Genomic DNA, 25,005 nt, shown 5'->3' with positions numbered 1-25,005 from the left:
CTTTTATTTTGCGTCTTTCACCCATACTTCTCCGTCTTTGTACTCGATTTGTTCTGGGTAACGAAGGTTTGTGACTTCTTCCTGGATCTTCTTAGATGGCGGTGGTGTCAATAAGGAAACCACTACATTCGTGATTAAGGCAGCGGCAGCACCGAAAACACCTGCACCCGTATCGATAATGCCAAGAATCGTGAAGCCCCCATACTTAGCTGCGAAGATATACGTAAGTGTCACGCCTAAACCAACGAGCATTCCGGCAACCACTCCCGGGCCATTTGCCCGCTTCCACCAGACTCCTAGTAAGAGTGCCGGGAAGAAGGTTCCTGAGGCAAGTGCGAATGCCCAGGCAACAATTTGGGTGATTGCTCCTGGAGGATTCAATGCCACCAAACCAGCGATTATTGTGGCAAGTACGATCGTGATTCTTCCTACCGCTAAACGCTTCTGTTCCGTCGCTTTCGGGTTGATAGAGCGGTAGTAAATATCGTGAGAAAGAGCAGCAGAGATGGCGATCATCAATCCTCCTGCTGTTGATAGGGCAGCTGCCATCGCACCTGCAGCCATCAAACCAATGACGAAAATACCTAAATTGGCTATCTCCGGTGTTGCCATAACAACAATATCGTTACTGATGACAAGTTCTGTCCATTGCAGAACCCCGTCACCATTCCCATCAGCTAAAGACAGGCGGCCTGTATCGACCCAGGCTTGAGTCCATGCGGGGAGGTTGTTCAGAGAGGAACCGGCTACTTCGGTCATCAGAATGAAGCGCGAAAAAGCCGCGTAAGCTGGAGCAGACAAATAAAGCAATCCAATGAACAGTAACGCCCACGCCCCACTCCATCGTGCTGCTTTCATCGTCTTTACTGTATAAAAACGAACGATAACGTGAGGTAAGCCTGCCGTTCCTGCCATCAATGTGAACATTAATGCAATAAACTGCCATTTGCTTCCTTCTGTAAATGGCACGACGTATTCTGAGATCCCTAATTCCTGATCGATGACCTTCATCTCTGAAATCACTTCACCATAAGAAAGCCACGGAAGCGGATTTTGAGTGATCTGCATCGACATGAAAATAACCGGAATCAAGTAAGCAATAATAAGAACTAGATACTGGGCTACCTGCGTCCAGGTAATCCCCTTCATCCCACCGAGTGCGGAATAAAAAGCAATCAGCACGACGCCGATTAATGTACCGATCACCGTATTGACCTCAAGCAGTCTCCCAATAACGACACCCGAACCTGACAATTGTCCAATCGAGTATGTAAAGCTGATAATGATGGTCGCTACTGCCGCGATCAGACGAGCAAAATCACTTTTGTAACGATCTCCGATAAATTCTGGTACTGTGTAGCGTCCAGATTTTCTTAGCTGCGGAGCAAGCAGGAAGGTTAATAGTAAATAACCGCCTGTCCATCCCATAATATAGGCCAGTCCATCATATCCAAGGATCATGACGGTACCAGCAAGCCCAATGAATGAAGCTGCACTCATCCAGTCAGCTCCGATGGCCATCCCGTTAAACACGGGCGGGACCCCTCGGCCGGCTACGTAAAAATCAGATGTTGCTTTCGCTTTGTTGTAGATGGCAATCCCTATATACAAAGCGAAAGTGGCAACGATTAAAGTAAGGGAAACAAGAAACTGAGCGTCCATACCTCTCCTCCTATCCTATTGATTCACAACTTTGTCTTTTTGTTCGATTTGTTCTGGAGTAATGCCGAACTTTTTATCTACGACATCATTGACTTTTGCATTCACAAATAAAAGAATAATGAATGTAACGATGGCCCCTTGAGATCCCATGTAATAATGAAACGGGACTCCCATTACACTAAAGGATGAAAGGTCACGAGCAAAAAACACAACACCAAAAGAAACTAGAAAACCAATTAACAAGTAAATGACAATCAACGTAGTCCTGATTCGGAAATATGCATTCGCCGTAGCACGATCAATTTTTCTCAATTTTTCACCCCCTTTCAAAGAAGGAATGATCAACTATCCTCTTAAATCAAAAATAAACTGCACCGTTTCCCAAAACGGCATCGGAACCATAGCAATTTTTACGACAACGATCCCTAAGATGGCTGCGACCGGAAGCGCAAAGAATATAGGTCGTTTTTTCTTTATGGCAAATACGACAGAAAAAATGGTAACGATAGCTAAAATGATTGGTATAAACATAAGTTTCCTCCTCAACTGTGTAAGCGTTAACATTTTCTATTAAAAAAATAATATTTTTGAAAAGTTCGAATTAAACAAATATTCAGTGTTATTATTCTAAAATTGATAATAAATGTCAACCAGTCGAAAAGTCCCACAAAAACGGTTGAAATCGATACCACCTCAGGTCATCTAAACATCAGATGACCTGAGAAAATATAAAAAATTTTATTATGAGAATAAATATCTCCAAGTAATTGGACCAACGACCCCGTCAACTTCGATCCCAGAGTTCATTTGGAAGCTACGAACTGCAGCTTCTGTCTTTTGGCCAAACAGGCCATCTGTCTTAACGCCGATGACTTTCTGTATTCGTTTTACAGCCTCGCCCGTTGCACCTGCTCTTAAGGGCGTCCCTGGATATACGGATTCATCTAGCTTTTTTCTCGTTATCGGTCCGGCAATGCCATCGACTTTTATCCCGGCATTCTTTTGAAAGGCTCGGACAGCTGAATCCGTTATTTTTCCAAAGCTTCCGTCGACTCCATAACCACCTAACGAATATCCCAACTCACTCAACTGCCTCTGCAAATTTTTGACTTCTTCCCCTCTGTCTCCTCTCTTTAATACGGCTGAGGAAGAAGAATCATGAGCTAACTCTAAATGAGGATAATCTTTAAAACTTTTCCAGTCACCGCCCCACGTGAACCCTAATGATTTCCCAATCGCACCAACGCGATGCCAGTTTTTATCCACTTTCCACAAAGCCGTCTGCCCGTCTTTTGTTACAAGAAAGAAGTCAATCGCCCGTCCTTTATTGTGGATACTTTCTCCTGGCTTTGCATAAGTGACTATACTTCCGCTTCGGCCATAGTTTTTCCCATTCCATCTATAAGATGGGCGTCCTTTTCCGTATAACCTCGCCTGTTCTTCTAACGATCTGTAACCTGAAGAAATCTGTACGAAAATCCCTTCCATATAGGCGATCGATATCAATTGAGCTGCTTTTTCAGCGACTCGATCTTCGACGGCTCCCATGTTATTTACGCTTCGTTCAATCAACTCTGCCAATTTTATCATCACAACCCCTCCTCGGTTTTATAATCGAAGGAAGGGGGGTTTGGAGTGTCTTTGTTTTTACTACCTTTGTTAATTTCCGTCATGATCTTGGATTCGATTTCGATATTTGGGGGAGTGTAGGAGCGTTGGGAAAGGGTTCGCTTTCCTGCGGGGAACTGACAAGCCTCCTCTTTCGCTGCGCTCTCTGTGGGTTCTGGCCTAGCTCCTTCTCCCGCAGGAGTCTCACCCTTCCCCAACGCTCCTTGCCTTATGAGGTTCTCGAAATCATGATTAAAAACTGCCTACACATTGCAGTGAAATAAGTAGCAATGCTGAATTCCCACATTACCAGTCCTCACTTGCTTCATTTTAGAAAAGATCGTCTCTAGCCTCTTTATAGCTTATGGTGGATGGATAAACGCCGGGACTCTTTTGAGATGAACGTACTAGATGAGACCCTGGAAGACGAAGCCTGGAGAGGCAGCAATCGCCCACGAAAGCGAGTTCTGTTCCCATCCACCATCACTCCAAAATTATCGAAACTGAGTGTACAGGTAAAGAGGGGTAAGAAGACTGTGGAAATAAGAGAACCACCCTGATGTGGGGTGGTTTAGCTTGGTTTTAAGTTTTTAACAACATGGAACACGAATAATAATATGCCTATGGACGTCAATGACGCTCCCGTAGCAATGATAGGCACGAGACCTTCAGTTTTCAGTGTGATGGTAAAAAACAATCCCATCATCATGATCGGCAAACCAATGTTATGAAACCAAAAATGAAAGGTTGCCAGCTTTGCAGCACCGAGATCCGGAAAAATATGATAGATAATTCCAGCAAGCATGAGTGCTGTCCAGCCTAACAGGTTTATGTGGACATGCACAGGGGTCAGTGCATAATCATGAACGATGGACATATAATAGCCGATTGCCACCCCTATCGCAAAATACACTGATGATATTTTGATCATTATGATTCCCATGTACTCCCCTCCTTTGTACCTACTATACGCAGCGTAAATACAAAACAGAATCATGGATTTCTATAATTGGTTCATTATAAAATGAAGAGGTATCATGAAACGAAGAGGTGAAATGATAATGAAAATAGAAGTATGGTCAGATTTCGTCTGTCCTTTTTGTTATATCGGTAAAAGACGCTTAGAAGAGGCGCTCAGTCAGCTGCCTGAGTCCGCTGAAGTTGAAGTGGAGTATAAAAGCTTTGAGCTCGATCCAGAGGCTAAACATAATACAGGGCAGAACATGCATGAGAAGTTAGCTGCTAAGTACGGAAAGAGCGTGGATGAAGCCAAAGAAATGACTCGCAATATGACCGAACAAGCGAAAATGGTCGGTCTTGATTTCCATTTCGATACGATGATCCCAACGAATACATTTGATGCCCACCGTGTGGCTAAATTTGCAGAAACAAAAGGATTGGGTAAAGAAGTCACAGAACAATTTTTTAAAGGTGTTTTAACAGATTCTAAAGATCTTGGAGATCACAAAACGATTGCCGATCTTGCTCGTGAGGTTGGTTTGGATCGCGGAGAAGTTGACGAGGTTCTCGAAGGCGCAGAATATACGGAAATGGTACGAGCGGAAGAAAATGAGGCTTATCAAATCGGTGTCCAGGGCGTTCCTTTCTTTGTAATTAACCGTAAATACGCGGTATCCGGAGCGCAGCCGACAGAAGTGTTTGTTCAAGGCTTACAAAAAGCGTTGGATGAAGAAAAGAAAACCTCTCCTTTTGAAGATCTGTCTACAGAAACAGATGCTGCATGTACAGAAGATGGATGCGAAGTTCCTCCAAACGATGGGAAATAATAACGATAGCTGCATGTTCCAATTGCGGAACATGCAGCTTTTTTGTGGAGAATAGAATCACCTCAGGTCATCCAAAATCTGGATGACCTGAGGTGACAGATTTTGGTATAGTTCATTATTCCTCCTATCGTGACTTTTTTCACCTTTTCATTCGTCTAACACCCAGAGTGGTCCATGATTCGGGACAAAGATCCTACTTCACGTTCTGTTCATTTGTTCTATTTTTTTGAATATTGATGAAATTTAACTACTTGTATGTTATATTTTGGTAGGAAATTACATAAGGGGGATATTTTATGAATAAGAAAGCTATTCTGACATCAGCTCTTGCTGGTTGTCTCGTATTTTCTACGGTACCGACTACTTTCGCTCACGACATGCTGGACGATTCGCTTGCCGAAAAAGGAGCGAATGAAGGTGACAACTTAAACGCGATCCCAGTCCTTGAAGGAAATAAAAACCTTGGAAATTGGCAAGAGGTCGCTAGTGCTCAGCTGAAAGAATATGACGGTGTTAAAAAAACTACCGCTGACGTTTATGCTCATAAAGGTTACGCCTATTTAGGTACCCACGTAGGTGGAGGCGGAAATGGCGGGGTCAGGGTTTTTGATATGAAGGACCCTTCCGACCCTGTTGAAATTGCCAAGTTTGCTGACGATATCCCAGGAACGTGGCAGGAAAAAGTCATCGTTAAAACTGTTAACACTCCACACTTCAAAGGTGATTTAGCTGTGGTCAGTGTACAGCAACTGGATCGTTCGAATCCGGATTCTCAAGGAGGCTTCCTTCTTTATGATGTTACCAACCCTGAATCACCTGAAAAGCTAGGCTTCTGGGAAGTGGACAAGCGTGTACCAGGTACTCATGAACTGTACCTTACTGTAAAAGAAGGCAAGCCGTTTGTATTGGCTGCCAATCCATATGCTGATTATTATACCCATGGAGAATCGATGGATTTCCAACTTGTAGATGTATCTAATCCTGCAGAACCTGAAACGATCTATGAATTCGATCCTCGTTCTCTTCCTGAAGTATCAGATGATTTTAATGGCTATCATTGGGAATCTCCCGATGGAAAAACACGCCCTGTTTTCAACCATAGTACTATGACTGATAACAATGGAGACACTGCTTTATTATCGTTTTGGGATCTTGGCACCATCATCCTCGATATCTCTGATCCTTACAACGTAAAGGTTGAAGGAAGAACTGAGTATGCCTCGGATGTTCAAGGTTCCGCACACTCCTCTGCTCTTGCTAAAGGCGGAAATGTGTTGATCGAAACAAGGGAAGTTTATGACCCTACCCGAGAAGGCTATGAAGAATCCTATGGATACACAAGGATTTTTGACATTAGTGATAAAAGTAATCCAAAACTGTTGAGCACCTTTAAAACGGATCTCGTCGATAACATTGAAGATGGTATAACTTTTGCTAATACCGTTCACGATCCTAAGGTACACGGTAACACGCTTTATCTCTCTCACTATGCTGGAGGGATTAGAGCCGTCGATATCACTGACCCTAGCAACCCTGTTCAAATAGGGAAATACGTTCCGGAAAATGCTTACTTCTGGGGTGTATTCGTCGATCGGAACTATATTCTCGGCTCCGATATGGGGAACGGATTGAAAGTCTTACAGAAAAATAACAGTGCTCAATAACACAAAAACCTGTCCCATAGGGGACAGGTTTTTCTATCTATTGAGGGTCAGCCTCCATGAGTAAATCTACTAAATGGACGGCTTCTGATCTTCCGGTTAATCCTTCACGCTCGACTCCGAGTTTCATCTGCAGCAGGCAACCCGGATTAGAAGTTACAATCCCCTCAGGGTCTACACCACACACGTCCTCCATCTTCACATCTAAGATTTCCATAGACTCCTCATAATTCACAATGTTATAAATACCTGCAGATCCACAGCAAAAGTCAGGTCGATCCAATTCTTTCAATTCAACCCCCGGGATCTTCTTGATCAGCTCGAGAGGCGCTTCTGTTACGCCCTGCACATTTGTCATGTGACAGGAGGGCTGATAGGTGACCGTTTTGTTTAAAGGTTTTTGAAAGGTAAGATGATCCAAATCTACAAGTACTTCCGAAAAATCTTTTACTTTTTCTACGAATCTTACAGCTCTTTTATGCCACTCTGTTCCTTCTTCAAATAGATGATCATACTCAACGAGTTTAGCCCCACAACCTCCTGCATTGTTAATAATATAGTCGACATTTTCTTTTTCAAAAGCATCGATATTCTGTTTGGCAAGCTCTTTCGCAGATTCCGTTTTTCCCGTGTGAGCATGCAACGCTCCACAACAAGATTGCTCCTCAGGGATAAGCACCTCTGCTCCACTTCTAAGTAATAGTTCGATCGTATTTTCATTCGAGTAGAAAAAGACACTGTCCATAATGCATCCTGTAAAGAAAGCGACTTTTGCCGTTGATGGTCGTTTTCTAATATAGCGTTTTACACGTTCGCGCCTTCTTTTCGGGGAGGGCATCTCCGGAAGAACTTTTTCAAATTCCTCGATGTGAAGGGGGGCCATTTTTGATGCGCCTGTAAGTTTTGCCATCGTTTGCAAACCAGACTTCTGATAAAACCACGTCATATCTCCCAGTGTATCCATCCAGGTTCCAGAAGGAAAAAATTCATCAAATAGGAAACTTTCCGTTTGTTGCCTGAGCTGCGTTTTTTCCTTTTGTTCATCAATGACTTCTTTAGCGCCTTCAAGAATCTCACCATACTGTACATTGGTGGGACAAACTGTAATACACGCCATGCAGCCAAGGCATTTTTCAATAGGATCCTCTAGATCATTCACCGTTGCTTTACCTTCTGCGACCATTTTGACGAGGTTAATTCTACCTCTCGGAGAGTGGGTTTCCCTCTCCATCGTTTCATAGGTTGGGCAGGCTGGTAAGCAATAACCGCATTGGACACAATCAAATGTCTTATCATAATTGAGTTTGTCCTGTAATATTTGGAGGTTACTCATTTCGCAGCACCAACTTCTGCCCTTTTTCCGTGAAAATTTTCCCAGGATTCATTATACCATTTGGGTCCCAGGTTTCCTTGATCCGCTTCATCATGTCGACCCCGACTTCTCCGATCTCAGATTCCAGGAAAGGAGCTTTCATTGTCCCTATTCCATGTTCACCTGACAGTGTACCGCCAAGATCAATCGCAGCCTCAAAAATCTCTTCGACCGCAAGCTCTACCCGTTTCATTTCCTCTTGGTCCCGTTTATCGCACAGCACGTTTGGATGAAGATTCCCATCTCCTGCATGGCCAAAGACAACGATTTCTACCTTATGCTTTTCTTTAATTTCCTGCAGGTGATCAATCAAATCAGGGATTTTGCTCCGGGGAACCGTTGCATCTTCGGATACTTTTGTTGATTTAATTTTCGCAATAGCCGGGGATACTTGCTTCCTTGCATGCCAGATTTTTTCGGCTTCTTCTTCAGATTTAGGTACAACAATATTCGTAGCTCCGACTTTTTCCATAATTTCTTCAACCAGATTTCGTTCGATTTTTAACGTTTCGGGATGGCCATCCAGTTCGATAATTACAATCGCAGCCGCATTCACCGGGAGACCGGCCGGCTTGAAGTTCTCAACAGCTTGAATGCAGGCTTGATCCATAAACTCCATTTTGGAAGGTAATATCCCAGAGGTAAGCGTTTTGGAAATGGCTTCCCCCGCTTTTCTTACCTCACCAAAACTGACCATCAGCGTCTGAAAAGCTCGTGGCTTCGGCATCAGCTTTAAGGTTGCCTCCGTTATCACACCAAGCGTGCCCTCAGAGCCTACAATGAGTTTAGTGAGATCGTAGCCAGTGACGTTTTTAATCGTTTTTCCTCCTGTTCGAACTATCTCCCCTTCAGGTGTCACGACTTCAAGTCCAAGCACATGATCTTTTGTTACGCCATACTTTAAACCGCGTGGTCCGCCAGAGTTTTCCGCTAGATTTCCACCAATCGTCGCCACATGGGCGCTGCTTGGGTCGGGCGCGTACATCAATCCATGTTTTTCAGCTTCTTTATTTATATCCCCCGTCAAAACACTCGGCGCTACCGTTACCGTCAAGTCATCAGAACTCAACTCTATTTTTTCAGGCCACTGAGAGATATCCAGCACAATTCCGCCGAAAACAGGAAGCGGACCGCCACTTAAACAAGTTCCTTGTCCTCTTGGATAAACTGGAATTTGATACTCATTAGCAATCTTAAGGACAGAGACTACTTCTTCCTTATGTTTCACCTGGACAACGGCTTCCGGCAGGTATTCTCCGAAGGAAGCATCAAAGCTATAGCTGTAACGATCGGATAATTCAGTCAGGACACGTGCTTCTGGTATCTTTTCTTTAATCAGATCTAACCATGTGCTCACATCATTCTCCCCTCTCTATGAAACTTCGACTTTTTCAGACTTTTCTTATTACTTAAAAGTATAAGGGATGTTTTACCAAATTTATAGCGAGAGCCTAACTGGGATAGCGTTCCTTTACTAACTGTGGGAAGATGAAATAAAAAATGAGGTGATGGTTATGCCAAGAGTGACAGTCGTAGGAAGTATGAATATGGATTTGGTCGTATCCACAGATGTCATCCCGCAACAAGGGGAAACAGTGTTAGGCAACCATTTTGCGACATATCCAGGAGGAAAAGGAGCCAATCAAGCCGTCGCCGCTGCAAGACTCGGGGCAGATGTCCATATGATTGGAGCCGTCGGCAATGACGCCTTTGGAAAAGAATTAATAGAGGGATTAAAAAAGGAAAATATTAGAACCTCAGGTGTTACAGTATTTTCCAATAAAGCAACAGGTACAGCAACCATTCTTCTTTGCGAGAACGACAACCGGATTATCGTAGCTCCTGGTGCCAATGCTGCCCTTACTACTGCCCATATCAACGAGCAAGCGGAGCAACTGCAGAAGAGTGATATTATTCTCATGCAGCTAGAGATTCCATTGGAAACAGTAAGTTACACTGCGAGTCTTGCGAAAAAGTGGAACATCCCAGTTTTACTTAATCCAGCTCCATTTCAATGGATTCCTGATGAACTTTTACATAACTTGACCTTCATCACTCCGAACGAAAAAGAATGGTCGTCTATGCATACAAAGAGAGACATTGAGGCTTTTAAGAAGAAGTTTATTGTGACGGAAGGTGCAAGAGGCGTCCGTTACTTCCCTAGGGGCAAAGAGATCCATATCCCCGGCTATTCGGTTTCAGTTAAAGATACGACTGGCGCAGGAGATACATTTAACGGTGCTTTAGCTGTAGGAATCGCTTCTGGAAGAACAATCGATGATTCACTTAATATGGCAAATGCAGCTGCTGCCTTATCGGTCACAAAGGAAGGCGCACAGACAGGAATGCCAACGATGGCAGAGTTAAAATCATTTATGGAGAATTAGATAGTAGGTAGATTAACCGATTAACCCCCTCAGGTCATCCAAATTCTGGATGACCTGAGGGGGTATTTTTTGGATACAATAATTCATTCTTATCTCAAAGCTGCACGGCTCTGCCGGTGTTGTTTCCTGGATGGAGCTGTATCAAATAGTCTTTTTTCTTCATCTGTTTGAGGCGTGACAGCTGGCACAACAGTCGGTGATCCTTTTGCATCCACAGCTACCATCGTTAAGAAAGACTCCGTTGTCATCACTGTTTTGCCTTTCAATAGGTCATCGGCATACACCTTTACATACACCTCCATGGACGTACGCCCTGTCCATGTAACACTTGCTTCTAATGTAAGTGCATCCCCTACTTTAGCTGATGATAGAAAATCTACCGAATCTATGGACGCTGTCACCACTACACAATTGGAATGTTTCATGGCTGTCAAAGCAGCGATTTCATCAATATATGCCAGCACTTTCCCACCGAATATTGTATCTAGATGATTGGTATCTGGCGGCAGCACGAGACGTGTTTGTTTCATTTTTGAATAACTTACAGGTAATGGTTCCATTTATTTGTACCTCCATATTTTGTGTAAAAAATAAAACGCACCTTCGGTAAGAAGATGCGTGCGATTACAAGGATAAATACTATGAAACCAAACCTGGTGGCATAGATCGATTCACGTAACACCCTCCTATCTCCCGTAGGAATTCATGTTCTTCTCTATGGCAGGTCTCCTGGCTTAGATTCATCAGCTCATAACCCTTCCCATCTTAAAGACAGTGGTTTGTTATGACCTTCCTCTATACAGTGGCGGGACCGCGTTGGATTTTCACCAAACTTCCCTTTTCAGCTTCTCTACGAAGCCACCATAGAGCGTATTTAATTGTCTAGGAGAATATCTCCATAGATCAACTATCTCATATAGTAGAATGATTCGCCATTCTTTTCTTGAATAAATTACCACCTCAGGTCATCCAGAATCTGGATGACCTGAGGTGGTATGTGTTTGGTATATTTTGGATGACCTGAGGATCTATAATTTACCAAATCCCGGTCTATTCTTTTATGATCTTGCTTTCATATGGTTGGAGGTCAATTTCTCCGTGTTTTTTGATCTCATCACTATGGTTCATGACGAATAGATACGAACCTTCCTCCGTCTCACGGCGATACACTTCAACATTTTCATCCGACTTCTCATATCCGATGGAATGGTCTTCAACTACCTTTTCTGCTATCACATCTAGAGCAGCTTCATCGAGTCCTCCTCCGATGTAATAGACGGTTCCTTCCCCGAAGTCGTTTTTCGTAACTGCGGCGTAGTCACTATAGAATTGATCCTGATAGCTGTAGAGAACGTCTGCTGTTTCTGGCACAAGCAGGTCACGCCACACCGAAATATGTCCAGGTACAGAAGCGAATTCTCCTTCGCCTTTCAATTCCAATGCATGCGCTTTTGTTAAGGACTCGATCTCTTCAATCCTTGCACCAACTAAATCACGGACCAGTCCCGGCTGAACTTCACCCAAGCGAAGGTTGTTATCTTTCCCTTTTAACCCTGTACGGTAGGAAAAGATAACAGTTCCACCGCGCTCAGCAAAGGCACGCAAACGATCAGCCAGTCCTTCATCCATCACTTGCATAACGGGCACCACAACAACTTTATAAGCATCAATGGCGCGATCAGCAGGAATGACATCAATCCGGCTGTTTAAGTTATAAAATGGACGGTACAGTCTCAACAGTTCTTCATTAAAATCAAAGTCTTTGCTTTGAATCTGACCGCGCCATGACCAGATATTATCGTAATCATAGAGGACGGCGATGTCTGATTGAATCTCAGAATTCAAGACGTGCTCGTAATTTTTAATATCTCCAAACAAGGATTGAACTTCCTTATACTTTCTTCCGTACACATTGTCATGGTCAACGACCCCATAGCAAAATTGCTCGGCTCCTTGAGTCATACCACGCCAGCGGAAGTAAAGCATGTTGGAGCACCCATGAGCAAAGGCCTGGTAGGACCACATCTTCGCCTGGTTCGGTCTTGGCAGATAGCCAATCACATCATGCCCTTGTGCGCCCATCAGCTCTTCGACAATCCAGTAGTTTTTGTTCAGTAATCCACGGTTGAAATCATGCGTCATCGCAATCTCTGCAGGGGAAACCGGTTCCTCGAGGCCGCCCCAAACTGGATAATTATCATAAGATACGTAATCCATCAGCTTTACATTTTCAGCATGATCAAACCATTTCCCGAAAAATCCGCCAGAAACGTTTGTTGTCACGTCCTGATGCGCTCCCTTTTCTTCCTGAACGATTCGCGTCATCTCGTGAGCAAATTGATTTAAGGATGCAGAGCGAAAGCGCGCCCATTCCAATTTCAAGCTTGGATTGTGCGTCGTCACCGTCGGTTTAGGGGCTGGGATTTCAGAAAAATCATTGTACGTTTGCCCCCAGAAGATCGTTCCCCACTCATCATTCAAAGCGTTGATAGAGGAGTATTTTTCTTCTAAATAATCCTGAAACTTATTGTGACACTGATCGCAATAACACATGTCGCTGCCTTCATGACCGAACTCATTATCGATTTGCCAGGAGATAATCGATTCTTCGTCGCGATAATGCTCAACGAGCTTGCGTGTAATCACTGCTGCATGGTTGCGGTAAGCATCTGAATTAAAGCAATATTGGCGGCGTCCTCCAAATACACGGGGATTTCCGAACTCGTCCTCAGACAAAATCGAAGGTTCTTTCTTCGCCAGCCAGGCAGGGAAAGTCGCCGTTGGAGTACCGAACATCACTTTTAGCCCTTGTTGTTTTACCTTTTCAATCACTTCATCGAAAAAGGAAAAATCGAATTGTCCTTCCTCGGGCTCCATCCGATGCCAGGCAAACTCACCAATCCGTACGATATTTGCCCCAAGGCCTTTAATGCCTTCTAGATCTTCTGGAATTTTTTCTTTCGGCCAATGTTCAGGATAATAATCTACACCTAAATATGTCATTCTGGTTCCCTTCCCTCTCTATAGCTGATTGATAAATTTAAGAAATGCTTCCTGTCCTTCGTCGTCCCGCTTAAAGACACCAGCGTGCTCAAGTACCTCTGAAAAACGCTTGCCGATTTCTTCCTGTAGTACTTCTTTCACATTGTCACTAGTTATGTTTGTTTCCTTAACGATGGATTTCGCCCAAGGCACATGCTTAGCCGTTTGCTCATCTTCCAGAGCTGCATCGTCTAGTTTTCCATTGACCATATAATCGCCTAATGCCTCAATTTCATCAACCAGTCTTCCAGGAAGAACGGCAAGCCCCATCACTTCAATCAAGCCGATATTTTCCTTCTTAATATGGTGTACTTCTTCATGAGGGTGAAAAATTCCCATTGGATGTTCGTCACTCGTCCGGTTATTACGGAGCACAAGGTCCAGTTCGAACTGCCCGTCGCGGTATCTAGCAATCGGGGTAATGGTGTTATGTGGTTCACCATTCGTTTCGGCGTAAACATCCGCGTCTTCATCCGTGTATGAGCGCCATGAGTTCAGAATCAAATTACCTAGCTCAGATAGACGGTGGCGGTCAGCTCCTCGCAAGCGAATGACAGACATCGGCCAGCGTACAATTCCTGCTTTTATATCCTTAAACCGAGGAACCGTGAATTCATGTTCAATCGGGGCTTTCGCCATTGGGAACTCGTGGTGTCCTCCTTGAAAATGGTCATGGCTTAGGATCGATCCGCCGACAATCGGAAGATCCGCATTCGATCCGACAAAATAGTGAGGCAGCTGATCGGTAAAATCAAGCAGACGATCGAAGCTCTCCTTCGTAATACTCATCGGGCGGTGCTCCCTTGAAAGTACAATCGCATGTTCGTTGTAATAAACATATGGAGAATACTGAAAGAACCAATGCTCACCTTCCAAGTCAAGCGGAATGATGCGATGATTGTCCCTTGCCGGATGATCAAGTCTTCCCGCATAACCGACATTCTCTTTACACAACAAGCAGTTCGGGTAAGAGGCATCTTTGTTCGCTTTGGCTGCAGCGATCGCTTTAGGGTCTTTTTCAGGCTTTGATAGGTTGATTGTGATTTCTAAATCACCATACTCTGTCTCGCTGTACCAGTGCATGTTTTTCGCGATCCGGTCTGTCCGGATGTAATGCACATCTTTTGAAAGCTGGTAAAAGTAATCCGTAGCCGCTTCAGGACCTTCTTTTTCAAACTTATGATAAAAGTCACGAATGACCTCTGAAGGCCTTGGAACAAGACGATCCATGATCTTCGGGTCAAACAAGTCCCTTTCTGTCGTTGTGTTATCCTCCAGGATGCCTTCGTCCACTGCATAATCGAGCATTCGTTCTAAAATGGATGCAGGTGTATCCGGAGGTTCTTCATTGATGGTAACCGGGTCTTCTCCCTTTAATTCAAACAAGTGAAACAAAGCGTTGCGCACATAATCGATGTCCCAGACACTAATCATTTCCTTATGCAGTCCGTATTGAATCAAGCGTTCGATATCATGATAGATCGTCATGTCACTTCACCAGTCCTTTCGATTATTTTTCGTATCCGTCCGGGTGGTTTTGGAACCAGTCCCAGGCAGTTTTTATCATTGTATCGAGATCTGCGTAGTTCGGTTTCCAACCAAGTTCATTAATCGCTCTTTCAGAAGAAGCGACAAGCTGTGCCGGGTCGCCTGCTCGTCTTGGAGCGACTTCAGCGGGAATCGTTTGACCCGTGACTTTCCTTGCACTGTCGATAACCTCTTTTACGCTGAATCCCTGGCCATTTCCGAGGTTATAAATACCGCTTTCTTGATCACGTTTTAATTTTTCAATCGCCAGCAAATGGGCGTCTACAAGGTCGTTGACGTGAATGTAATCACGGATACATGTCCCGTCCTCTGTTGGATAATCATCGCCAAAGATCATGATCTTCTCACGCTTTCCTTGAGCGACTTGCAAAATAATTGGGATCAAGTGCGTTTCTGGACGGTGGTCTTCACCGATTCTTCCATCAGGGTCTGCACCCGCAACGTTGAAGTAGCGAAGAACGACGTGCTTAATGCCGTGCGCTTGCTCCGCCCATTTGAGCATTTTTTCAATGGCAAGCTTTGTCTCTCCATATGGATTGGTCGGCACAGTAAGGTCCGTTTCCTGAATCGGCACCTGTTCCGGCTCGCCATAGACAGCTGCCGTTGATGAAAAGACGATACGCTTCACCGAATGTTTGGCCATCGCTCTTAGCAGGCAAACGGCTCCATAAACGTTATTATCATAATATTTCAGCGGATCTTCTACACTTTCTCCTACCAATGAATCAGCAGCAAAGTGGATCACTGAGTCAATGTCATTTTCTTCGAAGACACGATCGATGAACAATTGATCTCTCAAGTCTCCATTGTAAAATTCCGCTCCTTCTAAGACGGCATCATTGTGTCCTTTTTGCAGATTGTCTGCAACGATTACTTTTTCATTACGATCGATTAATTGTGCGACGGCATGGCTTCCTATATAACCTGCCCCTCCACATACAAGTACTGTCATTTGTCATTCCTCCTCCAGTTTTTTCGCTCCGTCTCCAATTTCAACAACATAAAAATCGGCCTCTAAACCTGTTTCATGGTAATAAGCTTCTCCGACGCGTTCAATAAACGTGTCCACTTGAGACTGATCGACGATGCTGATCGTGCATCCTCCAAATCCTGCCCCAGTCATCCTCGAACCAATGGCTCCTTCATTCCAGGCGGCTTCAACAAGGGCGTCCAGTTCTTTTCCTGTTACCTCATAATCATCTCTTAGAGAGACATGGGAATCATTCATCAATTGACCGAATCCTTCGATGTCCCCAGCATTCAGTTTATCTACGGCTTCTATCGTCCGGTTATTTTCGTACACTGCGTGCTTAGCACGTTTTTGTGTCATCGGATCTTCAATCAGGTGTTTGTTTTCTTCAAATGCTTCTTTGGATAGATCTCCAAGCGAGTGGATATCTAAGTTTTGTTGTAAGGCTTTTAACGCCTCTTCACATTGATTGCGGCGTTCGTTGTATTTAGAATCAGCAAGTCCTCGCCTTTTGTTCGTATTAGCAATGATCAACGAATGATCGGTAAGGGAAATAGGAGTATGCTGAAAATCAAGCGTATCACAATTTAAGAGGATCGCGTGGTCTCTTTTTCCCATACCGATGGCAAATTGATCCATGATGCCACAGTTCACACCAACAAATTCATTCTCGGCTTTTTGAGACAGCTTAATCATGTCGATTTTATCTATCGATAGATCATAAAGTTCCTTCAAGATTACAGATGTGGCTAGTTCAATAGAAGCGGATGAAGACAGACCTGCACCATTAGGAATGTTGCCAAAGAACGCAACATCAAGTCCTGTCTCTACCTCATACCCGCTTTTTCTGAACGTATCGATTACGCCTTTGGGATAGTTCGCCCAATCGTGTTCTTCAACGTAACTTAAACCGGAAAGCTCTGTTTCAATTACTCCTAGCTCCGGAAAGTTCATAGAATAGAAACGGAGCTTTTCATCCTGACGTTTTTTTGCAACGGCATACGTACCTACGCTCAGTGCGCACGGAAACACGTGCCCTCCATTATAATCGGTATGTTCACCGATCAAATTGACACGCCCTGGAGCGAAAAATGATGTCTCTCCTTTTACTCCGAATTGATTTTCAAATGCTTGTTTTAACTCCTGCATGATGATCACCTCTCACAGTATTTAAGATTGTTTGACTTTTGATAAAACAAAGAGCTGGGAGGAAAAGTCTCCAGACTCTTCTATTCCGCCTGTTTGTGCTCCGTTATAGGCGCTCTCGAGCTGAAGGCCTGCTTGCATCAGTTCGTCTCCGAAATAGGTACCTTCAAATCCTTCGACACGGTATTCGATGTCTGGACCGAGTCCCGTAAGTCGCAAACGGTTAAAACCGGGATTCGGTCTTGCTAATATTTGATAATAGCCTACGATCGCCTTTTCTTTATCGTCAGAAACGACCATCCAGCTTGTTTCATTTCGGTCATCTTCAAAAGGACTAATCAGCCGGTAAAACTGGCCGTATTGGAAAAGTTCTCTGTGCTCCTTGTACCAGTTCACTTGCTCTTTTATCTGCCGCTGCTCCGATTCAGCCATTTCGGTTACATCAAGCTCATAGCCGAACGCTCCGAAATAAGCGACGTCTCCTCTTGTCTTCAAACTTGTCATCCGTTTCACTTGATGATTCGGAACGGCTGAAATGTGTGCGCCCATGCTGCTTAAGGGGTAAACCATTGACGTTCCGTATTGAATGCTTAACCGTTCCATCGCGTCCGTATCGTCGCTTGTCCATCCTTGAGGGGCGTAGTAAAGCATTCCAGGATCGAAGCGAGCTCCCCCGCTGGCACAGGATTCGAACAATACATGTGGAAATGATTCCAACAGACGCTCGTACAAGGAATAAACACCCAGGATATAGCGGTGAGGCACTTCCATTTGTCTGTCTGATTCATGAGCGATTGAACCAATTTCCGTCATGTAACGGTTCATATCCCACTTCACGTAATCGATAGTGGCCTCAGATAAAATGGCCGCCATTCTTTCATAAATGTAATCAACGACTTCTGGATTTGAAAAATCTAGTACAAGCTGGTGTCTGCCTGTTGACGGATGTCTCTTTGGAACATGGATGATCCACTCTGGATGCTGTTCGAACAACCTGCTTTCTCTTGAAATCATCTCCGGCTCGAACCAGAGACCGAACATCATTCCCATACTGTTGATCTTTTCGGCTAGGGGAGCAAGTCCATTAGGAAGTTTTTCCTCATCAACAAACCAGTCTCCAAGTGAAGTCGTATCGTCATTTCTTTTACCAAACCAGCCGTCATCAAGAACGAAGAGTTCAATCCCAAGTTCGTTCGATTTTTCAGCTATGGATAACAATTTCTCTTCATTAAAATCAAAATAAGTGGCTTCCCAGTTGTTGATTAAGGTTGGTCGTTCACGGTCTCTCCACTGCCCCCTTGCAAGACGTTTCTGATAAAGGTCATGATAAGTTTGGCTAAGCCCATTCATCCCCTGATCAGAGTAAGCGATAACCACCTCTGGGGTTTGAAAAGCCTCTCTAGGTCCGAGCTTCCAACTGAAATCAAACGGGTTGATCCCCATGCTGACCCGGGCATTTTCATAATGGTCGACCTCCACCTGCGCAAGGAAATTGCCGCTGTAAAGAAGGCTGAAACCGAAAGCCTCACCCTGGTGTTCGGTCGTTTCTTTACGTTTCAATGCTAGAAACGGGTTATGCTGGCTGCTGCTCGTCCCCCTCGTGCTCGTGATGCTTTGAATGCCTTGCTGAAGTTGGCGCTCGTGGACGTGGCGCTCCCGTGACCATGAGCCCGATAACTGAACGAGATCATACGCTGCATTAGGAAAATCAACCGAGGTACTTAATGCACGCTGAAGTTTGTGGGTCTCTTCCCCTTTATTAATGAATCGAGCTGAGCGTGCAACGACATTACGCTTATGAAACATTGAATACATCAGCTCAAGTCCCATCTGAGTAACTTCATCAAACAGATTAATAATTAGTGTTTCTGCTTCTTCATCGCCTTCTGTATAAGTCGCTGGCAGACCCTCCAGCTGTGGCTTTCCTTGAATTACTTCATGGGAACGGTACGTAAAATTAGAAATACGGCTGCCATTCGGTTGAAGTAATTGAAAGGCCGGCTCACGGTAATCTGAGGTTCCGTAGCTTGGATATTCCTGTCTCAATAAGTCCAACGAAAAAGAAGGATCTTCTTCATACACATAAGACGAAGCTACCCGATGCTCAACTTTGGATAAATGACTAAAGTCTGTACGGTTCCTAAGTCGTTTCCCGATATATAATTGGCCAAGCTGTCCGTTTTTCATCACGTGAAAAACGTAGCTGATATTTTTGCCTTGCAGATGAAATTGTTTGTTTTCTTCATTGATGAAAATTGCCATATGTTTGCCCCCCGTTCTCTGGTCGCAAGCGCTTCCAAGAATATATGGAAGATTTAATTTTATTTTAGAAACAGAGCCCTTTCTTATCAATGGTAAATTAAAAGAGGTATTATTCCTTTTTTTGCTTGATGAATTGGTTATAATAGATATAAAATCTATGTATAGGTAAGTTAAAGGTTGTATCCCTCATATTTAAATGCAAAAATTTGCTCTATCGTAGAAAGGATGAGATTCAGATGAACCAGTTGCCTCCTACCTTTGGATCCTATGGTTACCGCTTTTCCGATCCAAAGCTTCAGCAGTTAGCGCAAATTTGGTCGCTTGGCTGGGACGAGCAATCCACCACCCTTTATGATTGGGATGGAACGAATCGCAGGGATACAGGAAAATTCATTTTTCAATATACAGTTTCAGGGGAAGGCGCCATAGAAATTAACGGAGAAAGACACCCATTGACGGCGGGTCACGCGTTCATCGTCAACATCCCTGGTAACTACCGCTATTTCCTGCCTCAACATAGCGACAAATGGGAATTCATCTATTTGACATTGTACGGAGATGTCGTGGAACACTATTGGAATGAAATTCAAGATGATATCGGACCCATATTGACTATACCGCCAGATGCGGCTCCTGTTCGTTACCTGCTTCAATTGCTTGAAAACGCAGCCGAAAAGAAGATATCTAATGCCCATCAGGCTTCTGGATTTGCTTATCAATTTACCATGGAACTTTTTCATTATTGCTCGAATTTGGAGAAGAATTTGTCACAGTGGCCGGAGACAATCATTGAAGCAGCGATGTATGCCAAAAACCATTACAGCGAAGATATCAGCCCTGACGATATGGCAGAAGCCTGCGGGATGTCGCGTTATCATTTCACTCGACAGTTCAAGCAAGCGACTGATCGAACGCCTATTCAATATTTGACTGATTTAAGAATTAATAAAGCGAAAGAACTGCTGCAAAATACGAAATACTCGACAGAAGAAATTGCAGCACTGATTGGATATAAAAATGCCAATTACTTCAATAAAGTCTTTAAGAAAGTAACGGAGACAACACCGGGGAAATTTCGAGAAGTGAATCGAGGAGCGATGTTCGATCATCATTAAAGAGAAGGCCGTGTATTCTACACGGCCTTTTTCCTTATTTAGACACTTCAATCGTTACCGAGCGATGATCATAATTGATCGTCATACTCTTCCCGGAGTCTACAAAATTCTCCAGTATATCTTTTGATAGTTGGAGCGCAAATTCCGTACGCTCTATTTTTTCCAGGTCCGCTGGCGTCTCCTGATCTAGAGATCCTTTTACATCTTCAGCTTCCTTATGAAGAGCTTCCATGGTTTCATACACTTTATGATAAAACGACTCAATGGGTTGACTAGCTTTAGCCATTCCGATCCCGCCTTTCACTCAATTTAACAATGTTTCCATTATATCAAATCGAGCGAGCAGGCAGTATGATCAAATAATTCCCGCTGGAGAAAGCAGGATATAAATGATGATCATGGCTAAGGTTGCAGCGATCCCAACTGGATAAACGAGTTTCCAAGGCTTCATATCAACTTTAGATTTTTGTTCAAGTATGAAATCTGTCTCACGCGGACGAATTTTCCCAATCAATAGCATTAACAGGGAACAAGCGACAAATAAAATAGCAAGAATGTGCAGGAAGTGAACGCCTGTATCCCAGAACAGCTGCGTTGTCGCGTAAATAGCGATAAATACAAACAAGGAAACTTTTGCTGCGATCGCTGGTACACGTTTCGTCAAATAACCTACGATTAAAATTGTGAAGATTGGAACGTTGTAAAATCCGTTAACGATCTGCAAATATTGGAAAAATCCTTGAGGGACTTTATCAATCAGCGGTGCAATACACATCGCAAATAACGCAAGAATGATTCCAACTGTTTTACCTTTTCGTACAATTTGTTTATCCGGAGCATCCGGATTGAAATACGGCTTATAAATGTTCAGAGCGATCAGTGTCACAGATGAGTTCAACGCTGAGTTAAAGGACGAAAGAATCGCACCGAATAATACTGCCGCGAAGAATCCTACTAACGGTGTCGGAAGGACTTCGGTAACCAAGCGAGGATAAGCGTCTGTCGGCTCAAGTCCAGGTCCAAACATGTTAAATGCAATAATTCCAGGCAGGATCAAGAATACTGGTCCAAGTAGTTTCAAGAAGGCTGCAATTAGAACACCTTTTTGACCTTCCTTTAAGTTCTTAGCTGCAATAGCTCGCTGCATGATGTGCTGGGCAGTCCCCCAATAGAACAAGTTAACGAGCAGCATTCCAGTGAACATCGTTCCAAATGGAACCGGGCTTTCAGGTCCCCCGACTGAATTTAGCTTCTCAGGCGAATTTTCTACGATGGTTTGGAACCCGCTTGTGAAGGAGCCGTCTCCAAGTACAAACAGCCCGATGATTGGAATTAGCAATCCACCGATAAGCAATCCAACTCCATTGATCGTGTCCGATACAGCAACGGCTTTCAATCCACCGAAAATAGCATAGATCGAACCGACAATACCGATCGCAAATACGGTAACCCACAAGCCGCCGGTACGACTTAAACCAAGAGCTTCAGGAATGTTGAAAATTCCGTTGATCGCTACAGCTCCGGAATAAAGAATCGGAGGCAGCAAGTTGAATACATACCCGAATAAGAAGAGAATCGTTACAATCTGCTTTGTTCCAAAATCGTAGCGATCTTCTAAGAAATCCGGAATCGTTGTAATTCCGCCTTTTAAATATCTAGGAAGCAAGAAGAAGGCTACTACGACAAGCGCAATGGCGGAACCTACTTCCCATCCCATAACAGCAATCGTATCCGAGTACCCTTGAGCATTCAGACCAATAAGCTGCTCTGTAGATAAGTTTGTCAGCATTAAGGAACCTGCGATCACCCACGCGCCTAAGTTCCTTCCACCCAGGAAATAACCGTCCTGTGTATCTAAGTTTTCTTTTCTCGTGAACCACCATGAAACTAAAGCGACGAGCGCTGTAAAAAATAGAAATGATGCAACTGTAAATAGATTCATCGTTGTCTCTCTCCTTCTGTAAGCGGAATCAAATTTGTGCATGAATTGATGAATGCGCTTTTTTATCTGTGTTTTATTGTAGCTAGATATGTGAAAGCGTTTCAATGGTAAAAAAACAGAACTTTTATGCACTTTTTTGCTTTCCGAAAAGAGAGAAACTCTATTTATTTTATTGATGCAACAGTACTATAGGACTGATTATTATGAATTACATTCGAGCATAACTTCTTTAAAAATATCCTTTTTTGCTATATAACCTTTCCTGTTTTGCTTAGTCACTTCTTAGTTCGAATATGATAGATTGACAATCGCCAGCTCTTTGCGCCTGATGATTAGCCCCATTGAATTCGACCGGCAGAGCTAAACCTCGTTCCATTAGTTCATCTCCATAACGTAACTGCATTTCATGACCATTGACTTTATAGATCAAGGATTCATCGAGACCTTTCAATTTCAACACTCGATTACCTGGAGGGTTGGGCATATTTTTTGGCTGATACCATCCAATCAGCGCCTTTTTCCTATCTTCATTAACTACCATCCATGCCGTCTCAGAATCTATGAAAGGACTTTTCAGGCGATAAAATTTTCCTTGCTGAATTAGCGACCTATGCTTTGTAAAAAACTTGATCTGCTGCTTGATTTCTTCTCTTTCCTCTTGCTTAAGCTGAGAGGGATCTAATTCGTATCCGAAGGTGCCAAAATAAGCCACATCCCCACGAAATTTTAATGGTGTGCTTCTTAACGTCTGGTGATTAGGCACTGCTGATACGTGAGATCCCATTGTTGATAACGGATAGCCTAATGAAGTCCCGTATTGGATCTTCAACCGTTCAACGGCATCTGTGTCATCACTCGTCCAAGCTTGAGGGGCATAATACATCATTCCAAGATCAAAGCGTCCTCCACCTCCAGCACACGATTCAAATAACAGATGAGGATAATTCGTTGTTAATCGTTCATATAGATCGTACACACCTAGCATATAGCGATGGAAAAACTCCCCTTGATTACGAACTGATCTTGCATATGGTTCTGTTATATTACGGTTCATGTCCCATTTGATGTAGTCTAGATCTGACTCTTCAATGATTGCCGATATTTTTTCATATAAGTAATGAACAACTTCAGGATTTGCCAAATCAAGCACTCGTTGGTTTCGACCGAGCGTATTCGATCTGGCAACTGAACCTATCACCCACTCAGGGTGCTTTTTAATTAATTCACTTTCAGGACTTACCATCTCCGGTTCAAACCATAGTCCGAATTGAAGGCCACTCGCTTTCACTTTCTTCGCTAATTCGCCAATCCCATTCGGAAGTTTAGACCTGTCTACATACCAGTCTCCTAGAGATGTCGTGTCATCATTCCGGTTTCCGAACCACCCATCATCCAGGACAAACAGTTCTACACCCAGATCCTTAGCTTCATCTATAAACTGATCGAGCTTTTCTTCATTGAAGTTAAAATAGGTGGCTTCCCAGTTGTTTATCAAAACTGGACGTTCTCTTTCCATCCATTTTTGATTGATCAGATGATGGCGTTGGAAATCGTGCAAAGAATGACTTAAACCATTTAAACCTTCTTTTGTAAAAGAGAGGACACTTTCAGGCGCCTGAAAGCTATCCGCAGGTTCAAGTTTCCATTGAAAACCTGTAGGGTGGATTCCCATTGAAACCCTTGTTGTTTCATAATGGTCTACTTCCGCCTGGGCCAAAAAGTTCCCACTATAAATGAATTGCACACCAATCGATTCCCCCTGATGCTCTGTTGTTTCTTCTCTTTTTAGCACGAGAAAAGGGTTGTGGTGATGGGAACTAGAGCCTCTGATACTTCCAATCGACTGCAGGCCTTGTTCAAGTTTCCTCTTTCTTATATGCCGCTCTCTCCCCCAGGCACCTGATAGATGAAGCATTTCATAATCAGCATCCGGAAGATCAAAAGTTAAAGACATTAAACGCTCAATTTTAACCGACCGTTCTCCTTTATTCACTACTCTCACACTTCTAGTGATAATTGGGAGATCAGCAAATATAGAATAATAGAGATCAACTCCAACATTTGCAGTCAGGTCCAATAGAGAAACCTTTAACGTTTGTACGCTTCCTTTATCGCCAAAAGCGGCAGGGAGGCCATCTAATTCAGGCTTCCCTTCCACCACTTCAAAGGATTTAAATACAAAATCCGATATAAACTCTCCTTGGTCATCAACAATGATAGAAGCAGGTTCTCGAAAATCCCCTTTTCCATGGACCGGAAACTCCTGCCTTACCGTTTCTAACGAAAAGGAGGGGTCATCTTCAAATACATGTGTCGAATAAGGAGCTGGATTATCGTACGCTTGGAAGTGAGAATAGTCTCCCTCCTTATGAAGAGCTCTGCCCATGTACAAGTGTCCAAGCTGTCCATTTTTCATCACATGAAAAATATAACTGATCTTTCCATTCGTTAAATGAAATTGTTTCATTTCGTCATTCACATGGATCATCTACGTCACCGCCTA

20 protein-coding genes and 1 riboswitch are annotated in these 25,005 nt (G+C 43.6%); of the genes, 4 read left to right on the top strand and 16 right to left on the bottom strand.

What is annotated here, in order from left to right; translation table 11 throughout:
• Positions 1-3: 3 nt before the first annotated feature.
• The 5 genes from ACRYKC_RS16495 to ACRYKC_RS16475 form a co-directional block, all read right to left on the bottom strand.
• Entirely contained in the window at positions 4-1,662 is a 1,659-nt protein-coding gene (locus tag ACRYKC_RS16495; protein WP_433808297.1) for a sodium:solute symporter family protein, read from the bottom strand.
• A gap of 15 nt (positions 1,663-1,677) precedes the next feature.
• Positions 1,678-1,974: a DUF4212 domain-containing protein gene (locus tag ACRYKC_RS16490; protein WP_433808295.1), complete on the bottom strand. Its 297-nt coding sequence runs from the start codon at positions 1,972-1,974 to the stop codon at positions 1,678-1,680.
• Between the two features lie 33 nt (positions 1,975-2,007).
• Entirely contained in the window at positions 2,008-2,193 is a 186-nt protein-coding gene (locus tag ACRYKC_RS16485; protein ID WP_433808293.1) for a hypothetical protein, read from the bottom strand.
• 210 nt (positions 2,194-2,403) lie between these two features.
• Complete coding sequence (locus ACRYKC_RS16480) at positions 2,404-3,252, bottom strand: peptidoglycan-binding protein (RefSeq protein WP_433808291.1); 849 nt, start codon at positions 3,250-3,252, stop codon at positions 2,404-2,406.
• 589 nt (positions 3,253-3,841) lie between these two features.
• A complete protein-coding gene (locus ACRYKC_RS16475) occupies positions 3,842-4,213 on the bottom strand; it encodes a cytochrome-c oxidase (RefSeq protein ID WP_433808289.1) in 372 nt (123 codons plus the stop codon).
• A gap of 118 nt (positions 4,214-4,331) precedes the next feature.
• Here ACRYKC_RS16475 and ACRYKC_RS16470 point away from each other — a divergent pair, with 118 nt between their 5' ends.
• Together ACRYKC_RS16470 and ACRYKC_RS16465 are read left to right on the top strand one after the other, a co-directional pair.
• Positions 4,332-5,057 (top strand): DsbA family oxidoreductase, encoded by a 726-nt coding sequence (locus tag ACRYKC_RS16470; protein WP_433808287.1) that lies wholly within the window; start codon positions 4,332-4,334, stop codon positions 5,055-5,057.
• Positions 5,058-5,353: 296 nt separating this feature from the next.
• Positions 5,354-6,721 carry an LVIVD repeat-containing protein gene (locus ACRYKC_RS16465; RefSeq protein ID WP_433808285.1) on the top strand — a complete coding sequence of 456 codons (1,368 nt, stop codon included), beginning with the start codon at positions 5,354-5,356 and terminating at the stop codon, positions 6,719-6,721.
• A gap of 37 nt (positions 6,722-6,758) precedes the next feature.
• Here ACRYKC_RS16465 and ACRYKC_RS16460 read toward each other — a convergent pair whose 3' ends face one another.
• Positions 6,759-8,051 (bottom strand): (Fe-S)-binding protein, encoded by a 1,293-nt coding sequence (locus tag ACRYKC_RS16460; RefSeq protein ID WP_433808283.1) that lies wholly within the window; start codon positions 8,049-8,051, stop codon positions 6,759-6,761.
• On the bottom strand, positions 8,044-9,447 hold the full coding sequence (locus tag ACRYKC_RS16455; RefSeq protein WP_433808281.1) for an FAD-binding oxidoreductase: 1,404 nt from the start codon (positions 9,445-9,447) through the stop codon (positions 8,044-8,046). The genes ACRYKC_RS16460 and ACRYKC_RS16455 overlap by 8 nt, the downstream gene beginning before the upstream one ends.
• Positions 9,448-9,598: 151 nt before the next feature.
• On the opposite strand from ACRYKC_RS16455, the gene rbsK reads away from it, so the two are divergent.
• Positions 9,599-10,477 (top strand): ribokinase, encoded by an 879-nt coding sequence (rbsK, locus tag ACRYKC_RS16450; protein ID WP_433808279.1) that lies wholly within the window; start codon positions 9,599-9,601, stop codon positions 10,475-10,477.
• Positions 10,478-10,566: 89 nt separating this feature from the next.
• Here the strand turns inward: rbsK and ACRYKC_RS16445 are convergent, their stop codons facing one another.
• The 6 genes from ACRYKC_RS16445 to ACRYKC_RS16420 form a co-directional block, all read right to left on the bottom strand.
• The gene (locus ACRYKC_RS16445; RefSeq protein ID WP_433808277.1) at positions 10,567-11,037 is read right to left on the bottom strand and encodes an acyl-CoA thioesterase; all 471 of its coding nucleotides are present in this window, start codon (positions 11,035-11,037) and stop codon (positions 10,567-10,569) included.
• A gap of 142 nt (positions 11,038-11,179) precedes the next feature.
• Positions 11,180-11,358: riboswitch (cobalamin riboswitch) on the bottom strand.
• Between the two features lie 169 nt (positions 11,359-11,527).
• Positions 11,528-13,480, bottom strand: a complete 1,953-nt coding sequence (locus ACRYKC_RS16440) for a beta-galactosidase (RefSeq protein ID WP_433808275.1) — start codon at positions 13,478-13,480, stop codon at positions 11,528-11,530.
• Between the two features lie 18 nt (positions 13,481-13,498).
• On the bottom strand, positions 13,499-15,007 hold the full coding sequence (galT, locus tag ACRYKC_RS16435; RefSeq protein ID WP_433808273.1) for a UDP-glucose--hexose-1-phosphate uridylyltransferase: 1,509 nt from the start codon (positions 15,005-15,007) through the stop codon (positions 13,499-13,501).
• A 22-nt stretch (positions 15,008-15,029) separates the two neighbouring features.
• Entirely contained in the window at positions 15,030-16,019 is a 990-nt protein-coding gene (galE, locus tag ACRYKC_RS16430; RefSeq protein WP_433808271.1) for a UDP-glucose 4-epimerase GalE, read from the bottom strand.
• Between the two features lie 3 nt (positions 16,020-16,022).
• A complete protein-coding gene (locus ACRYKC_RS16425; RefSeq protein ID WP_433808269.1) occupies positions 16,023-17,186 on the bottom strand; it encodes a galactokinase in 1,164 nt (387 codons plus the stop codon).
• A gap of 21 nt (positions 17,187-17,207) precedes the next feature.
• Positions 17,208-19,445, bottom strand: coding sequence for an alpha-galactosidase (locus ACRYKC_RS16420; protein ID WP_433808267.1), 2,238 nt, complete (start codon positions 19,443-19,445; stop codon positions 17,208-17,210).
• A gap of 236 nt (positions 19,446-19,681) precedes the next feature.
• Between ACRYKC_RS16420 and ACRYKC_RS16415 the strand changes: the two genes are divergently transcribed.
• Entirely contained in the window at positions 19,682-20,560 is an 879-nt protein-coding gene (locus ACRYKC_RS16415; RefSeq protein ID WP_433808265.1) for a helix-turn-helix domain-containing protein, read from the top strand.
• A gap of 34 nt (positions 20,561-20,594) precedes the next feature.
• On the opposite strand, the gene ACRYKC_RS16410 is transcribed toward ACRYKC_RS16415, so the two are convergent.
• From ACRYKC_RS16410 to ACRYKC_RS16400, 3 genes are all read right to left on the bottom strand, one after another.
• Positions 20,595-20,846 carry a hypothetical protein gene (locus tag ACRYKC_RS16410; protein WP_433808263.1) on the bottom strand — a complete coding sequence of 84 codons (252 nt, stop codon included), beginning with the start codon at positions 20,844-20,846 and terminating at the stop codon, positions 20,595-20,597.
• A 69-nt stretch (positions 20,847-20,915) separates the two neighbouring features.
• The gene (locus ACRYKC_RS16405; protein ID WP_433808261.1) at positions 20,916-22,502 is read right to left on the bottom strand and encodes a solute:sodium symporter family transporter; all 1,587 of its coding nucleotides are present in this window, start codon (positions 22,500-22,502) and stop codon (positions 20,916-20,918) included.
• A 271-nt stretch (positions 22,503-22,773) separates the two neighbouring features.
• Positions 22,774-24,990 (bottom strand): alpha-galactosidase, encoded by a 2,217-nt coding sequence (locus ACRYKC_RS16400; protein ID WP_433808259.1) that lies wholly within the window; start codon positions 24,988-24,990, stop codon positions 22,774-22,776.
• Positions 24,991-25,005: the final 15 nt, after the last annotated feature.

The sequence above is a fragment of the Halobacillus sp. A1-3 genome, from assembly GCF_050971765.1.
Taxonomy (GTDB): domain Bacteria; phylum Bacillota; class Bacilli; order Bacillales; family Halobacillaceae; genus Halobacillus; species Halobacillus mangrovi_B.
This window is presented reverse-complemented; position numbering and strand designations above follow the sequence as displayed.

What these genes read in the sequence shown, in the direction of transcription:
- ACRYKC_RS16420 (WP_433808267.1), bottom strand. Translation starts at nt 19,445, where the DNA reads ATGGCAATTTTCATCAATGAAGAAAACAAACAATTTCATCTGCAAGGC.
- ACRYKC_RS16415 (WP_433808265.1), top strand. Translation starts at nt 19,682, where the DNA reads ATGAACCAGTTGCCTCCTACCTTTGGATCCTATGGTTACCGCTTTTCC.
- ACRYKC_RS16410 (WP_433808263.1), bottom strand. Translation starts at nt 20,846, where the DNA reads ATGGCTAAAGCTAGTCAACCCATTGAGTCGTTTTATCATAAAGTGTAT.
- rbsK (WP_433808279.1), top strand. Translation starts at nt 9,599, where the DNA reads ATGGTTATGCCAAGAGTGACAGTCGTAGGAAGTATGAATATGGATTTG.
- galT (WP_433808273.1), bottom strand. Translation starts at nt 15,007, where the DNA reads ATGACGATCTATCATGATATCGAACGCTTGATTCAATACGGACTGCAT.
- ACRYKC_RS16495 (WP_433808297.1), bottom strand. Translation starts at nt 1,662, where the DNA reads ATGGACGCTCAGTTTCTTGTTTCCCTTACTTTAATCGTTGCCACTTTC.
- ACRYKC_RS16400 (WP_433808259.1), bottom strand. Translation starts at nt 24,990, where the DNA reads ATGATCCATGTGAATGACGAAATGAAACAATTTCATTTAACGAATGGA.
- ACRYKC_RS16470 (WP_433808287.1), top strand. Translation starts at nt 4,332, where the DNA reads ATGAAAATAGAAGTATGGTCAGATTTCGTCTGTCCTTTTTGTTATATC.
- ACRYKC_RS16485 (WP_433808293.1), bottom strand. Translation starts at nt 2,193, where the DNA reads ATGTTTATACCAATCATTTTAGCTATCGTTACCATTTTTTCTGTCGTA.
- ACRYKC_RS16425 (WP_433808269.1), bottom strand. Translation starts at nt 17,186, where the DNA reads ATGCAGGAGTTAAAACAAGCATTTGAAAATCAATTCGGAGTAAAAGGA.
- galE (WP_433808271.1), bottom strand. Translation starts at nt 16,019, where the DNA reads ATGACAGTACTTGTATGTGGAGGGGCAGGTTATATAGGAAGCCATGCC.
- ACRYKC_RS16465 (WP_433808285.1), top strand. Translation starts at nt 5,354, where the DNA reads ATGAATAAGAAAGCTATTCTGACATCAGCTCTTGCTGGTTGTCTCGTA.
- ACRYKC_RS16460 (WP_433808283.1), bottom strand. Translation starts at nt 8,051, where the DNA reads ATGAGTAACCTCCAAATATTACAGGACAAACTCAATTATGATAAGACA.
- ACRYKC_RS16405 (WP_433808261.1), bottom strand. Translation starts at nt 22,502, where the DNA reads ATGAATCTATTTACAGTTGCATCATTTCTATTTTTTACAGCGCTCGTC.
- ACRYKC_RS16440 (WP_433808275.1), bottom strand. Translation starts at nt 13,480, where the DNA reads ATGACATATTTAGGTGTAGATTATTATCCTGAACATTGGCCGAAAGAA.
- ACRYKC_RS16480 (WP_433808291.1), bottom strand. Translation starts at nt 3,252, where the DNA reads ATGATAAAATTGGCAGAGTTGATTGAACGAAGCGTAAATAACATGGGA.
- ACRYKC_RS16475 (WP_433808289.1), bottom strand. Translation starts at nt 4,213, where the DNA reads ATGGGAATCATAATGATCAAAATATCATCAGTGTATTTTGCGATAGGG.
- ACRYKC_RS16445 (WP_433808277.1), bottom strand. Translation starts at nt 11,037, where the DNA reads ATGGAACCATTACCTGTAAGTTATTCAAAAATGAAACAAACACGTCTC.